The organism is Thermacetogenium phaeum DSM 12270 (assembly GCF_000305935.1).
Classification (GTDB): Bacteria; Bacillota; DSM-12270; order Thermacetogeniales; family Thermacetogeniaceae; genus Thermacetogenium; species Thermacetogenium phaeum.
Genome location: NC_018870.1, coordinates 641,359 through 661,141, shown reverse-complemented (window position 1 = coordinate 661,141; position 19,783 = coordinate 641,359). Strand labels below are relative to the sequence as shown.

The following is a 19,783-nucleotide window of genomic DNA, read 5'->3' as shown; positions in this document are numbered from 1 at the left end:
GTCTTCCCCCCTAGTAGACCCGGAACTTGCGAACATCCCGGTCCGGGGTAATCACATGCACTGCACAGGCAAGGCAGGGGTCAAAGGAGCGCACCACGCGCACCAGTTCGATCGGGTTGTTGGGGTCCTTAACGGGCGTCCCCACCAGCGCCTGTTCAATTGGCCCCGGCTGCCCCTTCTCGTCACGCGGCCCTCCGTTCCAGGTAGTCGGCACAACGGCGTTGTACTTTTCGATGCGCCCGCCTTTGATCTTGATCCAGTGCCCGAGGGCACCCCTTGCTGCTTCGGTAAGGCCGACACCTTCCGCTTCCCGGGGTACTTCGTGGGGAGTGCAGGTCGGTTCACCCGGCTGCAGCTGCTCAAGCCAGCCGGCCATGGCATGGGCCAGTTTTTTGCACTCCAGAGCTCTGGCGGCATGGCGTCCCATCACGGAGAAGGCCTTTTCCCCTAAACTTCTAATCTCTGGGTCTCCGGCAACCCACATCCGGGCGAGCGGCCCCACTTCATGGACCTTGCCGTCATAGCGCGGCGCCTTCATCCAGGAGTAAGCCCCTTCTTTCTTCGGTGCCGGGGTAATCACGCTTTCCGTGGGCTTCTTACCCCCGGTGTCATCCTCATACCAGGAGTATTTGACGTCCTCGGTGATCTTGTCGGGGTCAACTTCCCCGTCAACACCTTCGGTGTAGCGGCCGCGCTTGAAGAAGAGCTCACCGTCGTCATCCACGGGGAAGGCGCCGTAGGCCAGCATGTTCCCACAGCCCTTGCCTATCTCCAGCCAGTCCTGATAGACTTCGGCAATCGCCAAGACGTCGGGCACATAGACGTTCTCGATAAAAGATGTCAGCTCCGCCAGCCGGAACTTGAAATTGATGATCTTTTGGGCATCTACCGTTTCGGTGACGCCTCCCGGAACGATGGCGCGCTGTCCGGGTGCTCTCCCCCCGAAGATGGCCAGCATTTCATGCGCTTTTTTGCGCATTTCCAGAGCCTGCAGGTAGTGATTGACCGCGGCGCTGTTCACTGCTTCCGGAAGCCGGTAATCCCCCTCGTAGCGGGGAGCCAGCGGCAGAATGTTGTCCGGGGCCTTTACGTAGTCCAGTGCTGCCAGATGGTAAAAATGCAGTATGTGGGATTGGATGTAGTTGGCCCCCAGGATCAGGTTACGGATTATTCTTCCATTGCCAGGCGGTTTGATCCCGAAAGCATCGTCAAGGGCCAGGGTGGCTGCCGTGGCGTGGCCGATGGGGCAGACTCCGCAGATCCTCTGGACGATCTCCTGGGCGTCCCTGGGGTCGTGACCGCGCAGGATCAGCTCCACCCCGCGGAAAAGCGTGCCGCTGCTTTTAGCTTCGGTTACTTTTCCTCCCTCAACCTCCACTTCGATCTTCAGGTGCCCCTCGATCCTCGTTACCGGGTCGACGATGACTTTAGGCATTTTCCTTCACCTGCCCCTCCTCTTTTTTCCCGATCCTGCCTTTGGCTATATTGCCTATGAGATGGGCGCCTATCCCCGCCGCCACGGCCACCCCCAGGGCGCCGCCTACGGCGTCAGCGGTGGCGTTGATGTTGGGCAGATGAATGGGTTCCATCCTCTCATAGAAGGGAACGGCACAGCCGGGGAATCCCTTTTCCGTACAGGCAGTGCAGGGCGCCCCCGCTTTCAGGCACCAGCTGACCCCACCGTTCCACATCCTGTCGAAGCTGTCGCAGTGGGCCTGCGGCCCCTTGCAGCCGAGCTCCAGCAGGCAGCCCGGCTCGCTGAAGTTTTTAGCAAATATGCTGTTGTCGAAATACTGCCGCCGCGGGCAGTTGTCGTGGACGCACTTCCCGAAGAATACTTTTGGCCTCCCGAAGTCATCCAGCTCAGGCGCCTCTTTAAACAGCAACAGGTGTGCCAGCGTACCCACCACCCAGTCGGGATGCGGTGGGCATCCGGCCACGTTGATCACCTGGGTGCTGATTCCGGCCTCCTTGAAAACATCCCGCACGCCCTTACACCCGGTAGGATTGGGCTTGGCAGCGGGGATCCCCCCAAAAGCCGCACAGGTCCCAACGGCCAAAACGGCAGAAGCTTCGGCTCCCAGTTCCTTTACTCTCTCCAAAAAGGTGATCTCTTTTCCATCTCTTTCCCCTACAGTGCAGTAGATCCCTCCGTCCTTGGTGGGAACGGCTCCTTCCACAACCAGGTAATAGTTGCCAGCTTCTTTTGTATCATCGATCACCCTCATCGCCAGTTCACCGGCAGCTGCAGAAATGTTGGGATGGAACTTGAGATCAATGACTTCTGTCAGGATTTCCTTAACCCCCGGCTGAGTAGAATTCAGCAGTGAAATGGAGCATCCGGTACAGCTCGCACCCTGAATCCAGATCACCGGAGGGTTCCCCGCCGCAGGCAAGGATCTAGCCAGCTCCGGCAGTAGCAACTGGCTGAGCCCCGCGGCCGCCACCGAACCGGCGCAGAGCTTTAAAAATTCGCGGCGGTTGATCTCTCTCATATTAATCCCTCCTTGTTGAATCTTTTATCTAACGAAAACAAGACCATTAACAGAAACTTATCCCCCCTTCCCCTTAACACGCCGGAGTAGAATGTTTTTTCTGAATAAAAAAGCAGCGGGCAGTAATGCGGTAGAGGCGTAATGACAAACCACCGGTGCAGGTTTCTTCTCTTTACTGCACCCTTATGCTGCCCGCCGCAAATTTTTTTCTCTATGATTTTGCAGATTTTGCGGCAGGCCTCTCGAAAAAGCCGGGAAGGTTTATCAGCCAAAGAGCCGGATATCCCCCAGGAATAGCCGGCCCCCCAAACTTATCAGTTAATAGCATTATCCTGTTCACCCTTTCCGCAACGGGAGGCCTACCCGTTTCCGGACGAACCCTACCGACTCACCCGCCATAGCCAAAGCCACAGGCAAATGAATTCGGGGAACGTAATTAACGCACATCATGCGAGTAATGATAATTAATCCCGTCTGTTAATAATACTACATCGGTAGAGCAAATCCTTCCGGGAGCGCACCCTGTATACAGAATACTTTATCTGGCAACAAGTGCTGTAATTCCCATCCCAGTAGATTCTTCTCGCCCCCATAAAGCCCACCCAGAGAGGCCTGCTTTCAAACTCAATTAACCAGATTAACCGGCATTATCAGCAGCATCTTATATTTATGTTGCCCCCTTGCTCGCCGGTCTTTTGCCAGGTACCATTAATCAGTGCCGCCTAACCCTTCCCTTCTCTGGTGTGAACCGATAGCCCACTTTACTCTCCATCACCACCGCATCAGATTTCCCTATATAAAAACTCAATGCAACGACTACCGCCATCAGCTCCATATGCAAAAAGAATGCCAGGTTTCAGCAAAAACTTTCATTGCCGTCAGAACGGCAATGTCGCTGCGAAAATGCACTCCTCCGCCGAAGCTGCGTCTCAAAACAGGACGCCGTTTTTTCGAAAATGCATCTTCAACCAGACATCGGTCAAAAAGGATGGCGCCAAGAGGCCTTAAGGACAGAATGACAAGCCCCTTCCAGGAAGGTGGCTCCGAATTAGGCAAAAACGGCAAGGAAGGAAACCCCCTTGCCTTCGATTGCTTTTCTGCTGGTTAGGTGGCATGGGACTCTTTCAACCCACTGGCTCAGCAGACATGCCGGGCGCACAAAAAAAACAGTTCCCGATAGAGAACTGTCTTTTTTTGATATTCATGTGACCAAAAACTCTGGAACAAAAAGAGTGTTGCCAGCGTGGATTTTCAGAATTCGCTGCTATTTAACAAAATTCGGCTGGTACCCGGAACATCTGCGAGGAGGTAAACTAGCTCCTTTATGGAGACTGTTGAATAAATGGCTTCTTATAGAAACTTGTTGTTATTACATAACCTAAAATTAACCTAAAAATGGTATATGCCTGGTTTAATTCGCTGATAGGTATATGAAAAACTTTTTGAAACTTAATATATACAGGCGTTAAAGAAAGCATCAGTGCTGGGAGTCCAATAATACTTTGTCTCTCCATATTTAAACGCCATCGGCCTTCTTTTTTTTATGTTATTTATTATGTTTTCTATTCCAATCAAAGCGCCCAAGTACTAAATATAGAATAAAGGATATTACCAAATATCTTGTTGGTTTAAATGTTGTAGCAGTTTCTTGTTGTAGCTTTATTAATAAATACTGTGCGCCTAAAAGTAAGCGTAAAATAACCCCCACCTTGTGTTTGAGGTGGGGGCTTAAGCATTCCAATTAATTCATCCGGCAGGTAGGGGGTAAGGTTTCGGACCAGGGGAGGAGCCGGTCCAACGCCTCTTCATCCTGGGGGTCCAGGTTGGGAAGTTTTTCGAAGAGGTAAGTGAGATAGTGGAAGGGGTTTAACCCATTCTCCTTGGCCGTTTCTATGATACTGTAGACAATAGCGCTGGCCCTCGCACCCCGAGGGGTGTTGGCAAATAGCCAGTTCTTGCGGCCAATAACAAAGGGTTTTATAGAACGCTCGCTGCGGTTGTTATCAATTTCCAAACGCCCGTCTTGTAAAAAGGCCGTTAGCTTATCCCATTGGCCCAGGCAATAGTAAACCGCCTGCCCAAAGGTACTTTTGGGCAACACTTTCGCTTTCTGCTTCTTCAGCCATGCCAAAAAGTCCTCCAGCACGGGCCGGCTGCGCCCCTGCCGTATTTGATATCGTTCCTCCGGGGTTTTGTCTTTAAGCTCGCGCTCTATGGCAAAAAGCCTGTTGCAGAACTCCAGCCCCTCCCGGGCAGCCACTGCTTTGTTTCTTTTATCTTGCGGCAGGGCTTTTAAAGCTTCGTCAAACTTGCGCCGGGCATGGGCCCAGCAGCCCACCAGGGTGACCCCGGAAAGTCCATTGTAGCCGTCATAGCCGTCAACATGCAAATAGCCCTTAAAACCTGCCAGGAACCGGCGGGGGTGTTTGCCGGCCCGGGTGGTCTGGTAGTCGTAAAGGATAATCGGGGGACCGTCCCACCCGCTACGGTAAAGCCAGAGGAATGATTTGGTGGTAGGCTCCCTTCCCGGTTCATGAAGTACCTGTAATGTGGTTTCGTCGGCATGGAGAATGTCTCTTTTGAGGAGGTGTTCATGAAGACGGTCGTAAATAAGGGTTAAGTAGGTGTTAGCTCCATGAAGCACCCAGTTGGCCATGGTCTGCCGGGAAAGGTCTATCCCCAAACTTTTAAACTGCTGCTCCTGGCGGTAGAGGGGCAATCCTGCCCCGTATTTCTGGGTCATAATGTAGGCCATGAGGGAGGACTTCCCGGAAGTACAGGAGCAAGCATAGGCGCCGTGATAACAGGAGTGGTTATTTCTTCTTTCTCGCAGCGGCGGCAGGAATAGACGTAGCGCACGTGCTTAACCACTTTCACCTGGGCCGGGATGATTTTGAGCTCTTGCCGCACCTCAGTGCTCATTTCATGTAAAGGGCCACCGCAGCACGGGCAGACCCGCTCCTCTTCGGGCAGACGGTGCTCTACTATTTCTACCGGCAGTTTTTCCAGGTTCATCTCCCGGCGGGTACGTGTTTTGCGGCGCTGGTAGGTGATGGTCTCCAAATCCGGCTCCGCTTCCTCCGGCCGGGCTTCCACTTCCGCTTCGTTAAAAAGCGTTCGCTGGAAGAACCGAATTGCCGTTTCTTGCTTAAACGGAACTGCTCCATAAACCAGTTTAATTTAGCGGTCAGTTCGGCGTTTTGTTGTTCCAGGTGGACACATCGCTCTCGCAGCTCTTCTATAGTCATGGTGGCGATAGATTGGAGTGTTCATGCTTTAAGGATTCGACGAATCGTGTCGAATTCCTCTAGAATCAACCACAGACAAAAAATATTTCTTTCTAGTGATTTCTTTTACAAGATGGTGCGTGCTTTTACCTCGGGGTGGGCTTTAGGCTGGTTTAGGGGGAGGCCGTCAAGCAGCCAGCGCAGCTCCCGGCGGCTGATGGTGATGGTTGAAGAAGTGGTATCTTGAGGCCATATGAATTTGCCCTTCTCCAGCCGGCGGTAATAAAGCCAAAACCCGTTGTGCTCCCAGTGGAGGATCTTCAGTTTGTCCCTCTTACGGTTGCAGAAGACAAAGAGGCAAGAAGAAAAAGGGTCTAATTCGAAGCCTTCCTTGACCAGTACCGCCAGGCCGTCAATAGATTTGCGCAGGTCTGTTGCTCCGCAGGCGAGGTAAACCCGGTCGATACCAGCTTCGTTTAGCATAACGCCATCAGCACCTGAACTACCTTGGTGAGTAAGGCCGGGTCAAAGCCGGGTCTTACCTCGATGCTGGCCGGTCCTATTTTGACCAGTAGGGCCTGTTCTAGGGAATCTTCCTCGCTTATTTCTACCGACAGCCACCGGTTGGAAATCTCCGGAGGAGCCGGGGTCTGGTTCTTAAACTTCCGCAGCCAGTACCATAACTGCCTGGGGTTAATGCCTTCGTGGGAGGCGCACCATTCTTTAACGCTTTGCCCGCTTTCCCTGTATTCGGCTATGCGAGCTTCCCAAAGTTTTTGTAATTCGGCTCTGGTCATAAGGGGAAATCCTCCTCAGTTCGTTTTCTGAGGAAGATTATCCCTTAATCTCGAGCACTGTGCCAAGGTGGGTTGTATTTGACGCTTACTTATTTACGCACACTTTTGCAATGCCCTCGATTTTATCTTCATTAACTGAAAAAGGCCATGTAAAATTTCAGTAGGTAAAAGAAGGGGATCGGCTTCTTAAAAAGAAAAGAGACCTCGGCACCCAAAATCTATCACCCCAAAAAGGAGTGTGAGGTCTCATGTTAGATATTCGCCACATAGTGGGGGCAGTCCTTCTTTTTGTCAAAGGTTTAGTCAAATTAATTGGAGAGTGCGAAGACTTCTCTGAGCTTGAGAAAGGGGTTCACGAACTCTGCCAGGACGTGTGTAACCAGATTTTCACCTGGGCATTAGAAAAGATCGATACCCGTCTGATGAATGAACGAGACCGGAGCATCTGGGAGGTTGTCGGTTTTCGGACAAAAACAGCCATCAGCACCTTTGGGGAATTTCCCTTAAAAAGGCGCCTGTACAGGAACAAAGAAACCGGGGAAACCAAATTCTTTTTAGACGAACTGCTGGGCTGGCCGGAGCGGGCCAGGGTTACTCCTTACCTCAAAGAGTTGGCAATCAAACTAAGCACCGAACTTTCCTTTGGCCGGGCAGCGGAGATATTGAGTTATCTTGTACCTAAATTAAGCACCATGACCATCTGGCATATCACCCAAGAAGCAGGCGAAATACTGCAGTGAGAAGGGGAAGAGAAGAGAGCGGCGGTATTTGAAGACGGAGGAGCACCAGGTGGGAAAGAAGTGGTTGGGGAGTTGCATATTGAAGGTGATGGAGTGATAGTCAATCTGCAACGGGAAAAAGAGAAGCGAGGAGAAATCAAACACATAGTAACCTACGAAGGGAAGAAACAAGTTAGCCGGAACCGCTTTGCCCTGCAAAACAAGCTTGTTGTAAGCACCCTAAGTGAAGGACAAGTGGCCTGGGAAGAGAGCTATGCTCGGGCTGGGGGGAAATGGGATTTAGAACAGATCAAAGAGATCTACATAGGTGGCGATGGAGCAAAATGGATCAAAGAGGGGCTGGAATACTTCCCCGGTGCTGTATACTGCTTAGACCCATACCATCTAAACAGGCATTTAACCGAAGCCCTCTGGTATGACGAAGAAACCTTTCAGAAAGTAGGCGCAGCCATCTCTCATAGCAACTGGCAGGAAACCCAAGCAATACTCACAGAAGCAATCAAAAAAACCAGAGGCAACCGGAAAAAGAGGCTCATCAAGCTATTGCATTATCTTGAAGAGAACTGGACGGGGATTATTAACTCGGCAGGAGCAAAACGTTTAGGAACCATCGAAGGGCAGATTCAGCACAACGTAGCACGGCGGATGAAACGCCTGGGGGCCAAGTGGACCACAACCGGAGGAGACCGGATGGCCCGGCTTCTGGCTGCCAAAGCAAACGGAGAGCTTAGCAATTATGCTTCGCGCTGGCCAGTGGAACATGGAAAGCTGAAGGAGATAGCGCAGATAAAACCAGTAGAAAAGTCGGTAGAAAAACAAAAAGCCGGAGAAATAGGGGAATGGCTGCAGGCGACAATACCGGCATTAAAAGGGCCTTTTGCGGATCGTCCCTGGATAAAACATGTTTTACGGGAACTGACCCGGCCGGAATTTGCTGCTCTTATTTGCTAACCGGTTTCCCGAGTAGCACTGATAGCTTGGTCTCTGCATGTGTTAAATGTTTTGCGAGGGGGTAACGTGTTATTGTTGTCTGTTCCTCCTAGCTACCTGGTTGTCAAGTTTATCTCAACAATCTTCAGTTAAATTCAAGGTCAAAGCCATTGCTTTGAAGCTTAAGGTTTTGAACGTCGAGGTCTCTTAAGGGGAAAAATTTTATTAAAAATACCTACTGGATCTTGACATGGACACTGAAAAAGCTTCGACATCTACATCGACCTCATTTACGTTATAATAGTACGAGTAGTTATTATTCACCCATTGCTTAATATGGTTCTCAATATATCCCCGGTATTTTGTGTTATTATCCAGAGCTTCAGCAACTTTTGCTTTTATCCCTATTCCATAAACGAACACAGCCATATAAATAAACAAGATAATCTGCATTACTGAAAAAATTCTCTTATTACCAATTTTTCGCAACATATTCCTTCCTCCTCGTAAGATAGTTTTTGTAACACCAATTGATCTAGCCCTTAAAAGAAGCCCGGCTTGGATCAAAAATGCTCCTTGACAACTGGAAATTGGGTATTCACTTTTGGCGGTGTTCCAGGCAAAATGTAGTCGTGAGATTATGTTCTGGGTAGGTGTTGTCCTCCTTGAGGTCCGACCTCTTAGAAAGCCTGACCCCCAGCCCATAACCTGTACCCCTGACACGTAAGTTGCGCAACTTGTCAAGATCCTGTCCAATGGTAGCAGGTTGGATAGAACAAGGTCCTGACAGGAAAGCGTTGTTTCCGGCGAGGCTGTTGACCGGTTATGGTGCCTGGGACCCCGCATAATCTTGCACAATTCCTCCTTGGGAGGGGGTGAAACTGATGAAACTGTTTGTCGGTATCGATGTCAGCATGAAAGATTTCAAGGCCCGGATGTTCGACGCCGAGGGCGAGGAGATCGCCAAGCGCATTCGCTGCAAGAACGACGATCCGGGTGCAGAGTCCTTTGTTAAGTACCTGGTGGAGATCTGCGGCGCCAACGAAGTTGATTCCCTGCGGATCGGCATGGAGTCCACCTCTGTCTATGGCTGGCACCTGCAGATGCGCCTGGCCGGTGAGCCTTTGCTGGCTTCCTTCCACCCCCAGGTGTACGTCTTCAATCCCAAGGTGATCGCCAACTTCAGAAAACAGTACGTCGATATTCCAAAGGATGACTGGTTCGACTGCCTGGTGATCGCCGACCGGCTAAGGTTCGGGCGGCTGCCCGAGAGCTGCCAGGTGGACTTCCGCTACCTGCCCCTCCAGCGGCTGACCAGGTTCCGTTACCACCTGATCCAGACCATCACTCGGGAGAAGAACTACTTCCTGACCAACCTGTTCCTGAAGTTCAATACCATCTGCCAGGACAAGGTGCTGAGCGACATCTTCGGGGCCACCTCGGAGGCGATCCTGACCGAGTTCCTTTCTCCGGAAGAGATTGCGGCACGACCGCTTGATGAGTTGATTGACTTCCTGATGGAGAAGGGGAAGAGTCATTTCTCCAACCCCGAAGCTACGGCCAAGGCCTTAAAGCATGCCGCAGCCTGCGCTTACAGGCTGCACGGAAGCCTCCTGGAGCCGGTGAACCTGATCCTGGCCACCAGTTTGCAGACCATCCGCACCCTGGAACAGCAGGTCAAGAGTATTGACAAGGCGATTGAGAAAGAACTGTCACACTTTCCGAACACTCTGCAGTCGATGCCGGGCATGGGGCCTGTCTGTACCGCCGGAATAATCGCCGAGATCGGCGACATCCACCGGTTCGACAACGAGAAGGCAGTCGCCAAGTTTGCCGGCCTCACCTGGCGGAAACACCAGTCAGGCGAGTTTGAAGCCGATGACACGCCGCTTACGAAAACCGGCAATGTGTACCTGCGCTATTACTTTGTAATGGCCGCCGACAGCGTGCGTAAATGGGACCCCAGGTTTGCCGAGTTCTATGCCCGTAAGTTTAAAGAGAGTTCCACTCACCACCATCGCCGTGCTTTGGTTCTGACCGCACGTAAACTCGTGCGGGTGGTTGATGCTCTGCTACGCAGCAACCAACTATACGTGCCCCAGGGGCAGAGAAAGGTGGTTAAGGTTTAGTCTGTCGGGTGGCTCTTCTGCTAATAGCAACGCTTCATAATACCGTATCGACCGTCCAGTAGGGTTTATCCCGAAAGACCACAACGGATAAGACGCTACAGTGCGTGGAGCAGCATTCATATCACCACCTGACTATTGTCTCTCAACCGATGAACCATTTATGTTGCTTTTTTCCATTTACCTCTGGAAACAAGCTTGGTTTGGTATGCGCTTTTTTAGAAAATTTTCTTAGAAATTTTGGTCCTTGGATCTTGACATATTACCGTAAGGCTTTTGGTATATTTTCCTCTTTAGTAAGTTAGTAATTTTCCCGTATCTTCATTACCGCATCCTGCTAGGTTTTTATATCTTCCACCTCCCTCAGGAGAAAATAATTAAACAAGAACATAATCAAATTGACTGCGCCTTTGCTCTGCAAAGGAAGGGTACCCCGGTCAAGTTGTGTTTCCCTGTGACGGAAACGGTGTTGTAGGCAGTGGCATTGTAGCCGCCGGAGATGGTGACCTCCCGTTTATTAGTTCAGCTCGCGGAGGGATGAGGCGACACGCTCAATTTCCGATGGACTAATTGCACCTCCTATCCTGTAATTGCGATCCCCCTCGGCCCACGTAAGCTGGCTGTAGCCGCCGTTGCTCTGCCTGTAATACAATTTTCCGGGATTGCCTCGTACGGTAACATCGCTGACCACCGTATCATCGGTGTCGAAAGAGTAGCCGATGCCCTGGTTCTCCGCCTTCCATTGAACAATGAGCAGCCACTTCTCCCCTGCTGTGTAGTAGAGTTCAACCATGGCGAACCCTTTGCCTTCGGGATAATATTTGACCTGGGATAAGGTAAATCCATGAGGCAAATAACCCGGAACCAATAATTTAAAGGGGCACTTTGCTGCTACCGCCGCCAGGGATTGTTCCAGCTGCGGCGACACGTTGCACGGCTGTTCCGGGGGGTTCGGCCCCAGGCTGTCCGTATAGGACATAGTGACGTTTCCGATATGCCCTCGAAAGATGGTGCCGAAGCTGTACCAGACCTTTTTACCGATAGCCCGTACCGGCTCGGGGTGAAATATGGAATAGAACCCTGCGAAAAGAAGGAGTACCGCGGCGAGGGCAAGGACCCTTTTGCCCGCCTCAATGGCGCGTTGCCTGCGGATTTTCCGGTTAATGCCTGCCCAGATGCGTTCCAGATCCGGGGGAGGGGCGGCAAGGATGCGGGCTTTGACGGCATCAGCGATCATTTTTTCCGGTTTCTTTTCCTGGAACATTCTCTTTGCTGGCCTCCTTTTTGAGATAATCGGCAACAAGCTCCAGCGCCCTTTTCAGGCGGGATTTAACCGTTCCTTCGGGAATCTCCAGGACCTCCGATATTTCTCGACAATTCATCCCGCGGTAAAACCTGTAATAGGCGACCTCCTGGTTTAGTGTAGGCAGCAGGGAGAGAGCTTCGAGGATTTCTTTCTTGTTCTCTCTCTCCAGGATGCGGTCCAGTACCACATCCTCCTCCTGCTTATCTGCAACCTCGTCCAGCGCTAACATAGGGCGATTTTTCCGGAGCCAATCGCACGACCGGTTGATGGCGGTTCTAATCAGCCAGGCCTCGACTTTTGTCGGGTCTCGCAGGGTATCCAGCTTGTTTAGAGCGGTAAGAAAAACCTCCTGGGTGACGTCTTCGGCAAGGTACTGATCGTGATCATGCTCTATAATATAGACGTTTGAAGAGGGCTTTTGGATCGACCGGAAATGTTAAGATTTTGTTAATTTTTTTCTGTAGCAGCCAGCCTGTCCAGATAGATCATCGAATAGCAACTTATGAAGTTTATCACCGGAAAAACTGCGGGAGCTTCGCGTATCCGAATCCGCTGTGAAGACGGTTTTGATAGAGGATAACAGGCAGCATTGGACTGTGCCGTTATAAGAGCCGGTCGGCTGCCTGACCTTAGCGAAAAATCAATTAAACAAGCGTCTGATCGAAGCCCTCAGCCATGACGAAAAGGCCTACAAAAAAGCCTGCGCAGCGATATCTGAGGGAGACTGGGGAGAGAGACCCAGGGAGTAATAACAGAAGCGGCTAAGAAAGTGAAAGGTAAGCGGAAGGAGAGACTCCTCCACTGTTGCGTTATCTTAGAGAGAACTGGGAAGGGATTGTGAATACAGGAGAGGCAAAGCGATTAGAAACCATAGAATGGCAAAACCGGCACAACATAGCGCTTACTAAATCTTGACACGGACGAACCGCCAGCAATGGTTGAGAACAGGTCGTTCTTTGTGGTATAATTTTACAAAAAGCAGTGTTACTACCGGGGAAGAGCAAAATTCTGGCAAGGCCGATATTGCAAATAAAGATAACCGTTCAAGAACAATTGTCAACAGATACTATTTCAAAGGAATGACTCAAAGAACTGGCCCGTCTCTATACTGGAGGTGAAGGTGTTGCTAACCCCTGAAGTGAATGCGGACGAACTGAATTTACCGGCAGAGGTAGCGCGAAAACTGAAAGGTAAGCGAGTAACCATTGTGGAGGTGCGCGAGGGATTTCTTCTCAAACCCGTGGAAGATCCAATTCGTGAGGCACGGGGGATTTTGAAGGGAAAAGGCTTTAACGTAGAAAAATACCTGCAGTCCAAGCAATTGGAAAAGGATCTGGAAACATGAGCGATTATTATGTGCTTGATGCCTGTGCCCTCATCGCCTTTCTGAACGACGAAGCTGGTGCGGATGTTGTGGAAGAACTGCTGCGGAAGTCTAATCGTCAGGAGCCCAATTTGTTTCTGCACCGGTTAAACCTGCTGGAGGTTTACTACGGTATCTATCGCGAAGTAGGCCCGGAGACAAGTGAACAGGTATTGGGAAAAATACGGGCACTACCTGTTACCGAAGTCACTGAGATTACCCAGGAGGTTTTTCTGGAGGCCGGCAGGTTGAAAGCGACTTACAGGTTGTCTTTAGCAGACTCAATAGCGGCCGCGGAAGCAAAAGTCCGCGGTGCCAGCCTTGTAACTGCAGATCACCACGAGTTCAACCTTATTGCTACCAGGGAAGATATCGCGTTCCACTGGATAAGGTAATTTTAAAGTCAGGGATCTCCGATCCATGCAGGTGGTACACAATTATTATGTTAACGGAGAGTACCTCAGGCACCAAGTAATTTCATCCACTGGGACATAATGATGAAGACAGTTACCGGCAGATCCGTGAAATCCTTCGGGAGATGCAGCAATTGAAACGAATGGAGGAAGTAGTCAACGAGATCAAGAACCCTCCAATACCCCCACTGCAACCTGATGATATTCGTCAGCATTTCTTTAACACTTTCAAAGAAAGGGGAGGGCGAGACTCCCCTGAATCTTTTTTTATAAGCCATTTCCACTCTTTTTTATGATAAATACCACTTCTCTGGATCAAGTTTTAGTTCAAGAGAAGGCAAATCCTTATTAACCCGAACTTTTGCTCCTCTTTTGAGTTCCAGTTTAAACCGATTCCAGTAGGATTCTTTTGCTTTCTGTTTTTGTTGCACAGCGGTGGCAATTGAAATGTCACTGTTTTTTAAATTGTCCTCTTTTGGAAGCAACCCGGCTGTTACCGCTTCTTTAATCACGTCTTTATATAGTTTATCGATCATGATGATGCGGAAAGCATTATACCACTCGTAATCTTCCCAGTACTCAGCTTCGGAAATTCCCCACTCCTTGATCAGGAGGTCAACATCGGAGCGGTAATCCGGATTAGACCCATACTCTTCCTTTTCCTTTGCCAGAAATTCATTAATCTCCTTGGAAGTGGGGATCACATTTCTTTTTACAGCTTCGTTGAGGAGTATCTTTTCTTCAGCTAGGATGTTAAAAGCCACCTGACTATAAGACGAAGGATTGATAGATTTACGTAATCCATCCCGAAATTCCAGTTCCCCAACGGTAAGGGGTATTCCTTCTATCCAGGCGACAATCTGATCTTCCGGCTGTTCAAAATTCTTTAAACTCTGTGCAGCCCTATGAAGCAAGTCCTTATGAGAGCGGATGAACTTCCCCGTGCATTGCAAGGCGTCTTGCGTAGTTGAATACTCTTGAGCCCGAAGATTCTTCTTTTCCGGGTAAATTGCTATCGACATTCCGGCCAGGAGTACAGTTAAAACGGCGGCAGCAAAGTACTTGTTCCAGAATTTCAACCTGGGATTTATGTTATGCATAAGTCTTCCCCCTTTTGATTGATATCTCAGAACCAAGGTGTAAATGTACTCTTATCCCACAAAAAGGGATACCAGCTAGAAGAAGGTAAAGCAAACAGAGTAACGACTTTTACCCGAAGGGTACTTCCCTCCTGTGAGGGTTGGTTGACGGCCTGCCGGTTCGCCGCAGGCTGTTCATTTTATAACCCCACAAGAATAACGGCCATCCCTTTTCTGGCAGTTTCGGCTGATACCAGTGGAACCAGCAAGTGGTGCTAACTTCTGTTGCTGCTCCGAGTAGGAGCAGTTGAATGTACCCTAGAAATTAGACACCAATCCGTCGGGCAGAGTAAATCATCGTATACTGAACGTTACATACGGGGGTAGAAGAGGAGGGGGTTGCTGGCCCCCTCCTTATCGATTTTTCTCATTTCCTTTATAGCCTTCCCAGAATTTTTCAATAATTAAGATTCCCCATGCGTAAGCAAATACCAATATTCCGGCAATCATTAGGGGGTCGGTTTTAATATGAACATGGATTTTTGGACTCGTAAAGAGTATGATGCCTACCACCAGCAGGTCAACGATTCTGGCTTTATTTTTTTGTGAAGTAAAAGCTTGACGGAAATAGTAGACTAAACCAGCTAATAACAATAGGCCTAAAAAAATCTTATAATCCATCTTTCCTCCTTAGTTGCGATATAAACCCATCGAATTAAAGACAATTTTTCTCTGAGTGCCATCGAATTCTTTAGAGTAAAAATCAGTCATTGTAGCGGAGATAACAGCACCTGCATTAGTTTCGGTTTCAAACATAAACGAATACCTATGCCCCGCATATAGATAAAACTGTTCTGTGGAAGTTACACGCTGGTTATCAAAATATCCGGAAGTGGGATTGAAAATGGTTCTTGTTATGGTTTGACCATTAGTAGTATCGGTAACTTTGACTCTTACCGCCAACGAACTCCCGCTCCAAATGCTTCCTGTAACGTTGAAATCAGTTATAATGGCGCCTTTGCTCTGCAAAGGAAGGGTACTCACCCCTGGTTGAACCGTTGGTTTACGGCCTGCCGGTTCAGCGAGAGGCCGTTCTTTTAGACAAAGAATACAAACGAAATTATTTTTTTCTCACCTCCCGGAATCGTCACTTCGGTAAAGCCTTAATACACGTAGATATAACCGGATGTGGAAACCGCAGGTGAGGCGGGGTCGTAGCTGCCGTCGTTGTAGCACTGCTGCCTGGCCATGGTTCTGTAGTAATACCCCGGGGTTACGGTCAGGTTGTGTTTCCCTGTGACGGAAACGGTGTTGTAGGCAGTGGCATTGTAGCCGCCGGAGATGGTGACCTCCCGTTTATTAGTTCAGCTCGCGGAGGGATGAGGCGACACGCTCAATTTCCGATGGACTAATTGCACCTCCTATCCTGTAATTGCGATCCCCCTCGGCCCACGTAAGCTGGCTGTAGCCGCCGTTGCTCTGCCTGTAATACAATTTTCCGGGATTGCCTCGTACGGTAACATCGCTGACCACCGTATCATCGGTGTCGAAAGAGTAGCCGATGCCCTGGTTCTCCGCCTTCCATTGAACAATGAGCAGCCACTTCTCCCCTGCTGTGTAGTAGAGTTCAACCATGGCGAACCCTTTGCCTTCGGGATAATATTTGACCTGGGATAAGGTAAATCCATGAGGCAAATAACCCGGAACCAATAATTTAAAGGGGCACTTTGCTGCTACCGCCGCCAGGGATTGTTCCAGCTGCGGCGACACGTTGCACGGCTGTTCCGGGGGGTTCGGCCCCAGGCTGTCCGTATAGGACATAGTGACGTTTCCGATATGCCCTCGAAAGATGGTGCCGAAGCTGTACCAGACCTTTTTACCGATAGCCCGTACCGGCTCGGGGTGAAATATGGAATAGAACCCTGCGAAAAGAAGGAGTACCGCGGCGAGGGCAAGGACCCTTTTGCCCGCCTCAATGGCGCGTTGCCTGCGGATTTTCCGGTTAATGCCTGCCCAGATGCGTTCCAGATCCGGGGGAGGGGCGGCAAGGATGCGGGCTTTGACGGCATCAGCGATCATTTTTTCCGGTTTCTTTTCCTGGAACATTCTCTTTGCTGGCCTCCTTTTTGAGATAATCGGCAACAAGCTCCAGCGCCCTTTTCAGGCGGGATTTAACCGTTCCTTCGGGAATCTCCAGGACCTCCGATATTTCTCGACAATTCATCCCGCGGTAAAACCTGTAATAGGCGACCTCCTGGTTTAGTGTAGGCAGCAGGGAGAGAGCTTCGAGGATTTCTTTCTTGTTCTCTCTCTCCAGGATGCGGTCCAGTACCACATCCTCCTCCTGCTTATCTGCAACCTCGTCCAGCGTTACCATAGGGCGATTTTTCCGGAGCCAATCGCACGACCGGTTGATGGCGGTTCTAATCAGCCAGGCCTCGACTTTTGTCGGGTCTCGCAGGGTATCCAGCTTGTTTAGAGCGGTAAGAAAAACCTCCTGGGTGATGTCTTCGGCAAGGTACTGATCGTGGAGGACATAATAAGAAGCGTAGTAGACCGACCGTCCGTACCACCGGTAGAGGAGCTCGATAACCCCGGGAGTGCACGGTTCTCCCTTGTTAAATAATCCCCTGAGTAATCTTACAAAAGACACGGCGTAGGCTCCCTTTATCATGCTTCTATAATATAGACGTTTGAAGATGGCTTTTAGATCGAGTGAAAATGTTAAGTTTTTGTTAAGTTTTCGTATAATATCCACCTCCGGGGATCGACATCAGTATCGATTCCATGAAGTTCATCGGATCGCTCTACCTTTTGAAACCGTTCATTAATTCTCTCGTCATCCGAGAGATCGTGGACCGAATCGTGCCGATGGAGCGTGATGACGGGGGACTCTCCCACGGCCAGATGATCGAGCAACTGGTGTTAAATCGCCTTGACGACCCCTTGCCTCTCCTTTACCTCGAAGATTGGGCGGAGATAAGGGGCATCCGTGAACTCTACGGGATACCGCCTAATAATCTGAACGACGAACGACGACCGGGTGGGCAGAACTCTGGATGCGGTAGCTCCCTGCGTTGACGATATCGGCAAGGCCGTCGTGCTCGCCGTACTTTCTCACTTCAAGATCGACCCGGACCAGATCCTCTGGGACACCACATCCTTCTACATTCGAAGGGGACTACAATAAAAGCGACCTCATCAGGCTGGGCTTTCGTCCTGACCAGAAGAAGGACAAAAAGCAGGCGGTGGTGGAGCTGAACGTGACAAACTCATACCAAATCGGGCCAGGAGATTGAATCCTTTATGGAGAATTAATCATTATAAATGACAAACCTCAATCCGGGCGGTGATTCCAGATGATGGGTCGAAAATCCCCAGGGCGCAAGATCTTTTACAAAAATAAGCCACTGTGATCTTTTAAAAGATCCACCTCCTTGCTAAGCTGTCTTAGACTGACGTTGTTTGAGCCGGTAGGACTCACCATTCATATTGAGAATATGTGCCCTATGCGTCAGCGGTCGACCGGTAACATCGGTGTTCCGTTTTGAAGAAAGTCCCCAGCAACTGGTGTCTAGTCAGTCAAGAGCACCGACCATCATTATTTGAAGGAATCCTAACAGAATTGCGGCAAGGTAGGTATTGGCAATTATGGCCAGTACCAGGATGAAAGAGAGCTTTTTTGACCTGAACGTTAAGACAGTTAGAGATGTTACGAGAACAAAAACCCGGATGGCAAGGTTTCCGAGAGAATTCAAACTCTGACCGATGGTTCCTGTTGCCCCGCGGTAAAGAAGGTACAGTATTTCTGCTGGGGTAGATAATAAAGAAAAAACATCTTCAGTGACACTCTTTGACCCCGGGATTATTTCAAACACGAGATACAGCAAAACAGGAGCCAAAGCTAGGCTGACATCAAATAAAGCCCTTGGGCAGCTTAAAGGGTTCCCACCTTTAGCATGCCAATACCAGTAGAAGATAGCAATGAGGCCAACGGTGAGTCCGGGCATTAAGAAGTACCTGCGCCATTACTTTGTAATGGCCGCCGACAGCGTGCGTAAAGGGGACCCCCGGTTTGCCGAGTTCTATGCCCGTAAGTTTAAAGAGAGTTCCACTCACCACCATCGCCGTGCTTTGGTTCTTACTGCACGAAAACTCGTGCGGGTGGTTGATGCCCTGCTACTTTTTTGATTGTGGCGGAAAATTGTACGGGTTTTAATTATACTCGTCTAATGCCCCAGAAGATAAAATTGAAGATAAAATTAAAGTGAGCAAAACACGCCAAGTAGAATCCATTTTACGCATTTTCAATAATCTGTCTTCTCTGCTCATGAATTTCCTTCAAGCTGTTTTGGGCTTCATCCACCATCTGCCGTAACCGGGCTACAGCTTCCTGCACCCTTGCCTTCTGCTGTTTGGTGCAGTCCAGCGATTTGTGTATTCTGGACTGTACTACCAAGTCTACAATCAGCCCGTCGAAGAAAAAGTCTGCAAAGGTGGCCAACCCACCGATATCAATCTTCATCTCTTCCTTGACGTCGGCAAGCTCACGTTCAAATAAATGCAGCAATTGCTGGGCACGATGGACATCTATTCGGGCTTCGTTAAGGCGGGAATGCTTAACCGCCGTGGCTAGCAGACCTCCCCCCAGGAGGTCCCAGGCCCCCCAGTTGCGGGCACTGCTCAGGTGATTCTCCACATTCCCCAGTGCTTCGATGACTTTTTCTCCAGCCCGGAGTGCTTCATCAATTTCCTTCATCGCGGCAACCAGGCGCCCCTCCTGCTCATCCAGTTCAAAAAGTTGCCGGGCAGCCGGAGCGCCGGTTTGAAGCAAAAATCCTTCCTTGTCTTTCAAAGCAGCTTCATATTCCCGCTCCGGATCCCCGAGGGCTTTTACTTCCTTTTCCAGTTTCTCCAGCTCGGCTTCCAGGGTCTTTAGAGTATCACAGGATTCATCGTAGCTGAGCTTGGCGGCCAGGTATTCTTGCCGCTCTTTTTGCCTGGCCTTCTCCTTATCACCGAGTACGGTGTGAAACAGGTTTACCAGCGACAGCCCGTCGAGCCGCTTCATGTCTTTTTCCTCGGAAGTCAATCGCTTCTTTAGCTTGGCAGAACGTTCCTTTTCGGCAGTTGCCATCTGGCAGGTATGCTCAAGCCTGCGCAGCAACTTTCGTTTCTCTTCCACCCGCTGTGCCGCCGTAGCCAAACGATGGTGGATATCCACTCCGACTCACCCTTTCTTGGTTCTTAGGCACCAAAATCTGAATAATATATTTTTACCCTGCTATTCTCTCATAATGTCGTCAA

The 19,783-nt window shown here is 50.0% G+C and carries 19 protein-coding genes, 3 pseudogenes and 1 riboswitch; of the genes and pseudogenes, 6 read left to right on the top strand and 16 right to left on the bottom strand.

The features are described 5' to 3' along the window. Positions 1-10: 10 nt before the first annotated feature. From TPH_RS03225 to tnpA, 5 genes and pseudogenes are all read right to left on the bottom strand, one after another. On the bottom strand, positions 11-1,435 hold the full coding sequence (locus TPH_RS03225; protein ID WP_015049787.1) for a nickel-dependent hydrogenase large subunit: 1,425 nt from the start codon (positions 1,433-1,435) through the stop codon (positions 11-13). Beyond that, positions 1,428-2,495, bottom strand: a complete 1,068-nt coding sequence (locus tag TPH_RS03220) for a hydrogenase small subunit (protein WP_015049786.1) — start codon at positions 2,493-2,495, stop codon at positions 1,428-1,430. The genes TPH_RS03225 and TPH_RS03220 overlap by 8 nt, the downstream gene beginning before the upstream one ends. Before the next feature lie 322 nt (positions 2,496-2,817). Then, positions 2,818-2,936, bottom strand: a riboswitch (molybdenum cofactor riboswitch). A 1,300-nt stretch (positions 2,937-4,236) separates the two neighbouring features. Continuing rightward, positions 4,237-5,743: pseudogene (tnpC, locus tag TPH_RS03205) on the bottom strand (IS66 family transposase). A gap of 105 nt (positions 5,744-5,848) precedes the next feature. Beyond that, positions 5,849-6,205: an IS66 family insertion sequence element accessory protein TnpB gene (gene tnpB / locus TPH_RS03195; protein ID WP_015049783.1), complete on the bottom strand. Its 357-nt coding sequence runs from the start codon at positions 6,203-6,205 to the stop codon at positions 5,849-5,851. After that, entirely contained in the window at positions 6,199-6,519 is a 321-nt protein-coding gene (gene tnpA / locus TPH_RS03190; RefSeq protein WP_015049782.1) for an IS66 family insertion sequence element accessory protein TnpA, read from the bottom strand. The genes tnpB and tnpA overlap by 7 nt, the downstream gene beginning before the upstream one ends. Before the next feature lie 248 nt (positions 6,520-6,767). On the opposite strand from tnpA, the pseudogene TPH_RS03185 reads away from it, so the two are divergent. Beyond that, positions 6,768-8,210 (top strand): annotated as a pseudogene (locus TPH_RS03185) (ISLre2-like element ISTph1 family transposase). Positions 8,211-8,414: 204 nt separating this feature from the next. Here the strand turns inward: TPH_RS03185 and TPH_RS15345 are convergent. Continuing rightward, on the bottom strand, positions 8,415-8,894 hold the full coding sequence (locus tag TPH_RS15345) for a hypothetical protein (RefSeq protein WP_155990789.1): 480 nt from the start codon (positions 8,892-8,894) through the stop codon (positions 8,415-8,417). Positions 8,895-9,073: 179 nt separating this feature from the next. On the opposite strand from TPH_RS15345, the gene TPH_RS03175 reads away from it, so the two are divergent. Further along, positions 9,074-10,318, top strand: coding sequence for an IS110 family RNA-guided transposase (locus tag TPH_RS03175; RefSeq protein WP_015049780.1), 1,245 nt, complete (start codon positions 9,074-9,076; stop codon positions 10,316-10,318). A gap of 514 nt (positions 10,319-10,832) precedes the next feature. Here the strand turns inward: TPH_RS03175 and TPH_RS03170 are convergent. Both TPH_RS03170 and TPH_RS14650 read right to left on the bottom strand, forming a co-directional pair. Next, positions 10,833-11,579, bottom strand: a complete 747-nt coding sequence (locus TPH_RS03170) for a DUF4367 domain-containing protein (protein WP_015049773.1) — start codon at positions 11,577-11,579, stop codon at positions 10,833-10,835. Further along, positions 11,542-12,015 (bottom strand): RNA polymerase sigma factor, encoded by a 474-nt coding sequence (locus TPH_RS14650; protein WP_236608850.1) that lies wholly within the window; start codon positions 12,013-12,015, stop codon positions 11,542-11,544. Before TPH_RS14650 ends, TPH_RS03170 begins: the two co-directional genes overlap by 38 nt. A 726-nt stretch (positions 12,016-12,741) precedes the next feature. Here TPH_RS14650 and TPH_RS03160 point away from each other — a divergent pair. Both TPH_RS03160 and TPH_RS03155 read left to right on the top strand, forming a co-directional pair. Continuing rightward, complete coding sequence (locus tag TPH_RS03160; protein ID WP_015049778.1) at positions 12,742-12,966, top strand: hypothetical protein; 225 nt, start codon at positions 12,742-12,744, stop codon at positions 12,964-12,966. After that, entirely contained in the window at positions 12,963-13,379 is a 417-nt protein-coding gene (locus TPH_RS03155; RefSeq protein ID WP_015049777.1) for a type II toxin-antitoxin system VapC family toxin, read from the top strand. The genes TPH_RS03160 and TPH_RS03155 overlap by 4 nt, the downstream gene beginning before the upstream one ends. Before the next feature lie 308 nt (positions 13,380-13,687). Here TPH_RS03155 and TPH_RS03145 read toward each other — a convergent pair whose 3' ends face one another. The 6 genes from TPH_RS03145 to TPH_RS03130 all read right to left on the bottom strand — a co-directional run bounded on the left by TPH_RS03145 (position 13,688) and on the right by TPH_RS03130 (position 17,129). Further along, the gene (locus TPH_RS03145; protein WP_015049775.1) at positions 13,688-14,497 is read right to left on the bottom strand and encodes a hypothetical protein; all 810 of its coding nucleotides are present in this window, start codon (positions 14,495-14,497) and stop codon (positions 13,688-13,690) included. Positions 14,498-14,606: 109 nt separating this feature from the next. Then, on the bottom strand, positions 14,607-14,789 hold the full coding sequence (locus TPH_RS14640; protein ID WP_081578709.1) for a cyclic lactone autoinducer peptide: 183 nt from the start codon (positions 14,787-14,789) through the stop codon (positions 14,607-14,609). 101 nt (positions 14,790-14,890) lie between these two features. Beyond that, positions 14,891-15,157, bottom strand: a complete 267-nt coding sequence (locus TPH_RS03140; RefSeq protein ID WP_015049774.1) for a hypothetical protein — start codon at positions 15,155-15,157, stop codon at positions 14,891-14,893. 9 nt (positions 15,158-15,166) lie between these two features. Next, complete coding sequence (locus TPH_RS14635) at positions 15,167-15,505, bottom strand: hypothetical protein (RefSeq protein ID WP_236608815.1); 339 nt, start codon at positions 15,503-15,505, stop codon at positions 15,167-15,169. Between the two features lie 330 nt (positions 15,506-15,835). Then, a complete protein-coding gene (locus tag TPH_RS03135; protein WP_015049773.1) occupies positions 15,836-16,582 on the bottom strand; it encodes a DUF4367 domain-containing protein in 747 nt (248 codons plus the stop codon). Then, positions 16,545-17,129, bottom strand: coding sequence for an RNA polymerase sigma factor (locus TPH_RS03130; RefSeq protein WP_015049772.1), 585 nt, complete (start codon positions 17,127-17,129; stop codon positions 16,545-16,547). Before TPH_RS03130 ends, TPH_RS03135 begins: the two co-directional genes overlap by 38 nt. A gap of 134 nt (positions 17,130-17,263) precedes the next feature. Between TPH_RS03130 and TPH_RS03125 the strand changes: the two genes are divergently transcribed. Further along, entirely contained in the window at positions 17,264-17,557 is a 294-nt protein-coding gene (locus TPH_RS03125; RefSeq protein ID WP_015049771.1) for a DUF4277 domain-containing protein, read from the top strand. A gap of 497 nt (positions 17,558-18,054) precedes the next feature. Here TPH_RS03125 and TPH_RS03120 read toward each other — a convergent pair whose 3' ends face one another. Continuing rightward, positions 18,055-18,486: a hypothetical protein gene (locus tag TPH_RS03120; RefSeq protein WP_015049770.1), complete on the bottom strand. Its 432-nt coding sequence runs from the start codon at positions 18,484-18,486 to the stop codon at positions 18,055-18,057. 7 nt (positions 18,487-18,493) lie between these two features. Here TPH_RS03120 and TPH_RS15070 point away from each other — a divergent pair. Then, positions 18,494-18,667 (top strand): annotated as a pseudogene (locus tag TPH_RS15070) (IS110 family transposase); the annotation flags it as partial. 106 nt (positions 18,668-18,773) lie between these two features. Here the strand turns inward: TPH_RS15070 and TPH_RS03115 are convergent. Continuing rightward, positions 18,774-19,700: a hypothetical protein gene (locus TPH_RS03115; protein ID WP_015049769.1), complete on the bottom strand. Its 927-nt coding sequence runs from the start codon at positions 19,698-19,700 to the stop codon at positions 18,774-18,776. Between the last annotated feature and the right edge of the window lie 83 nt (positions 19,701-19,783).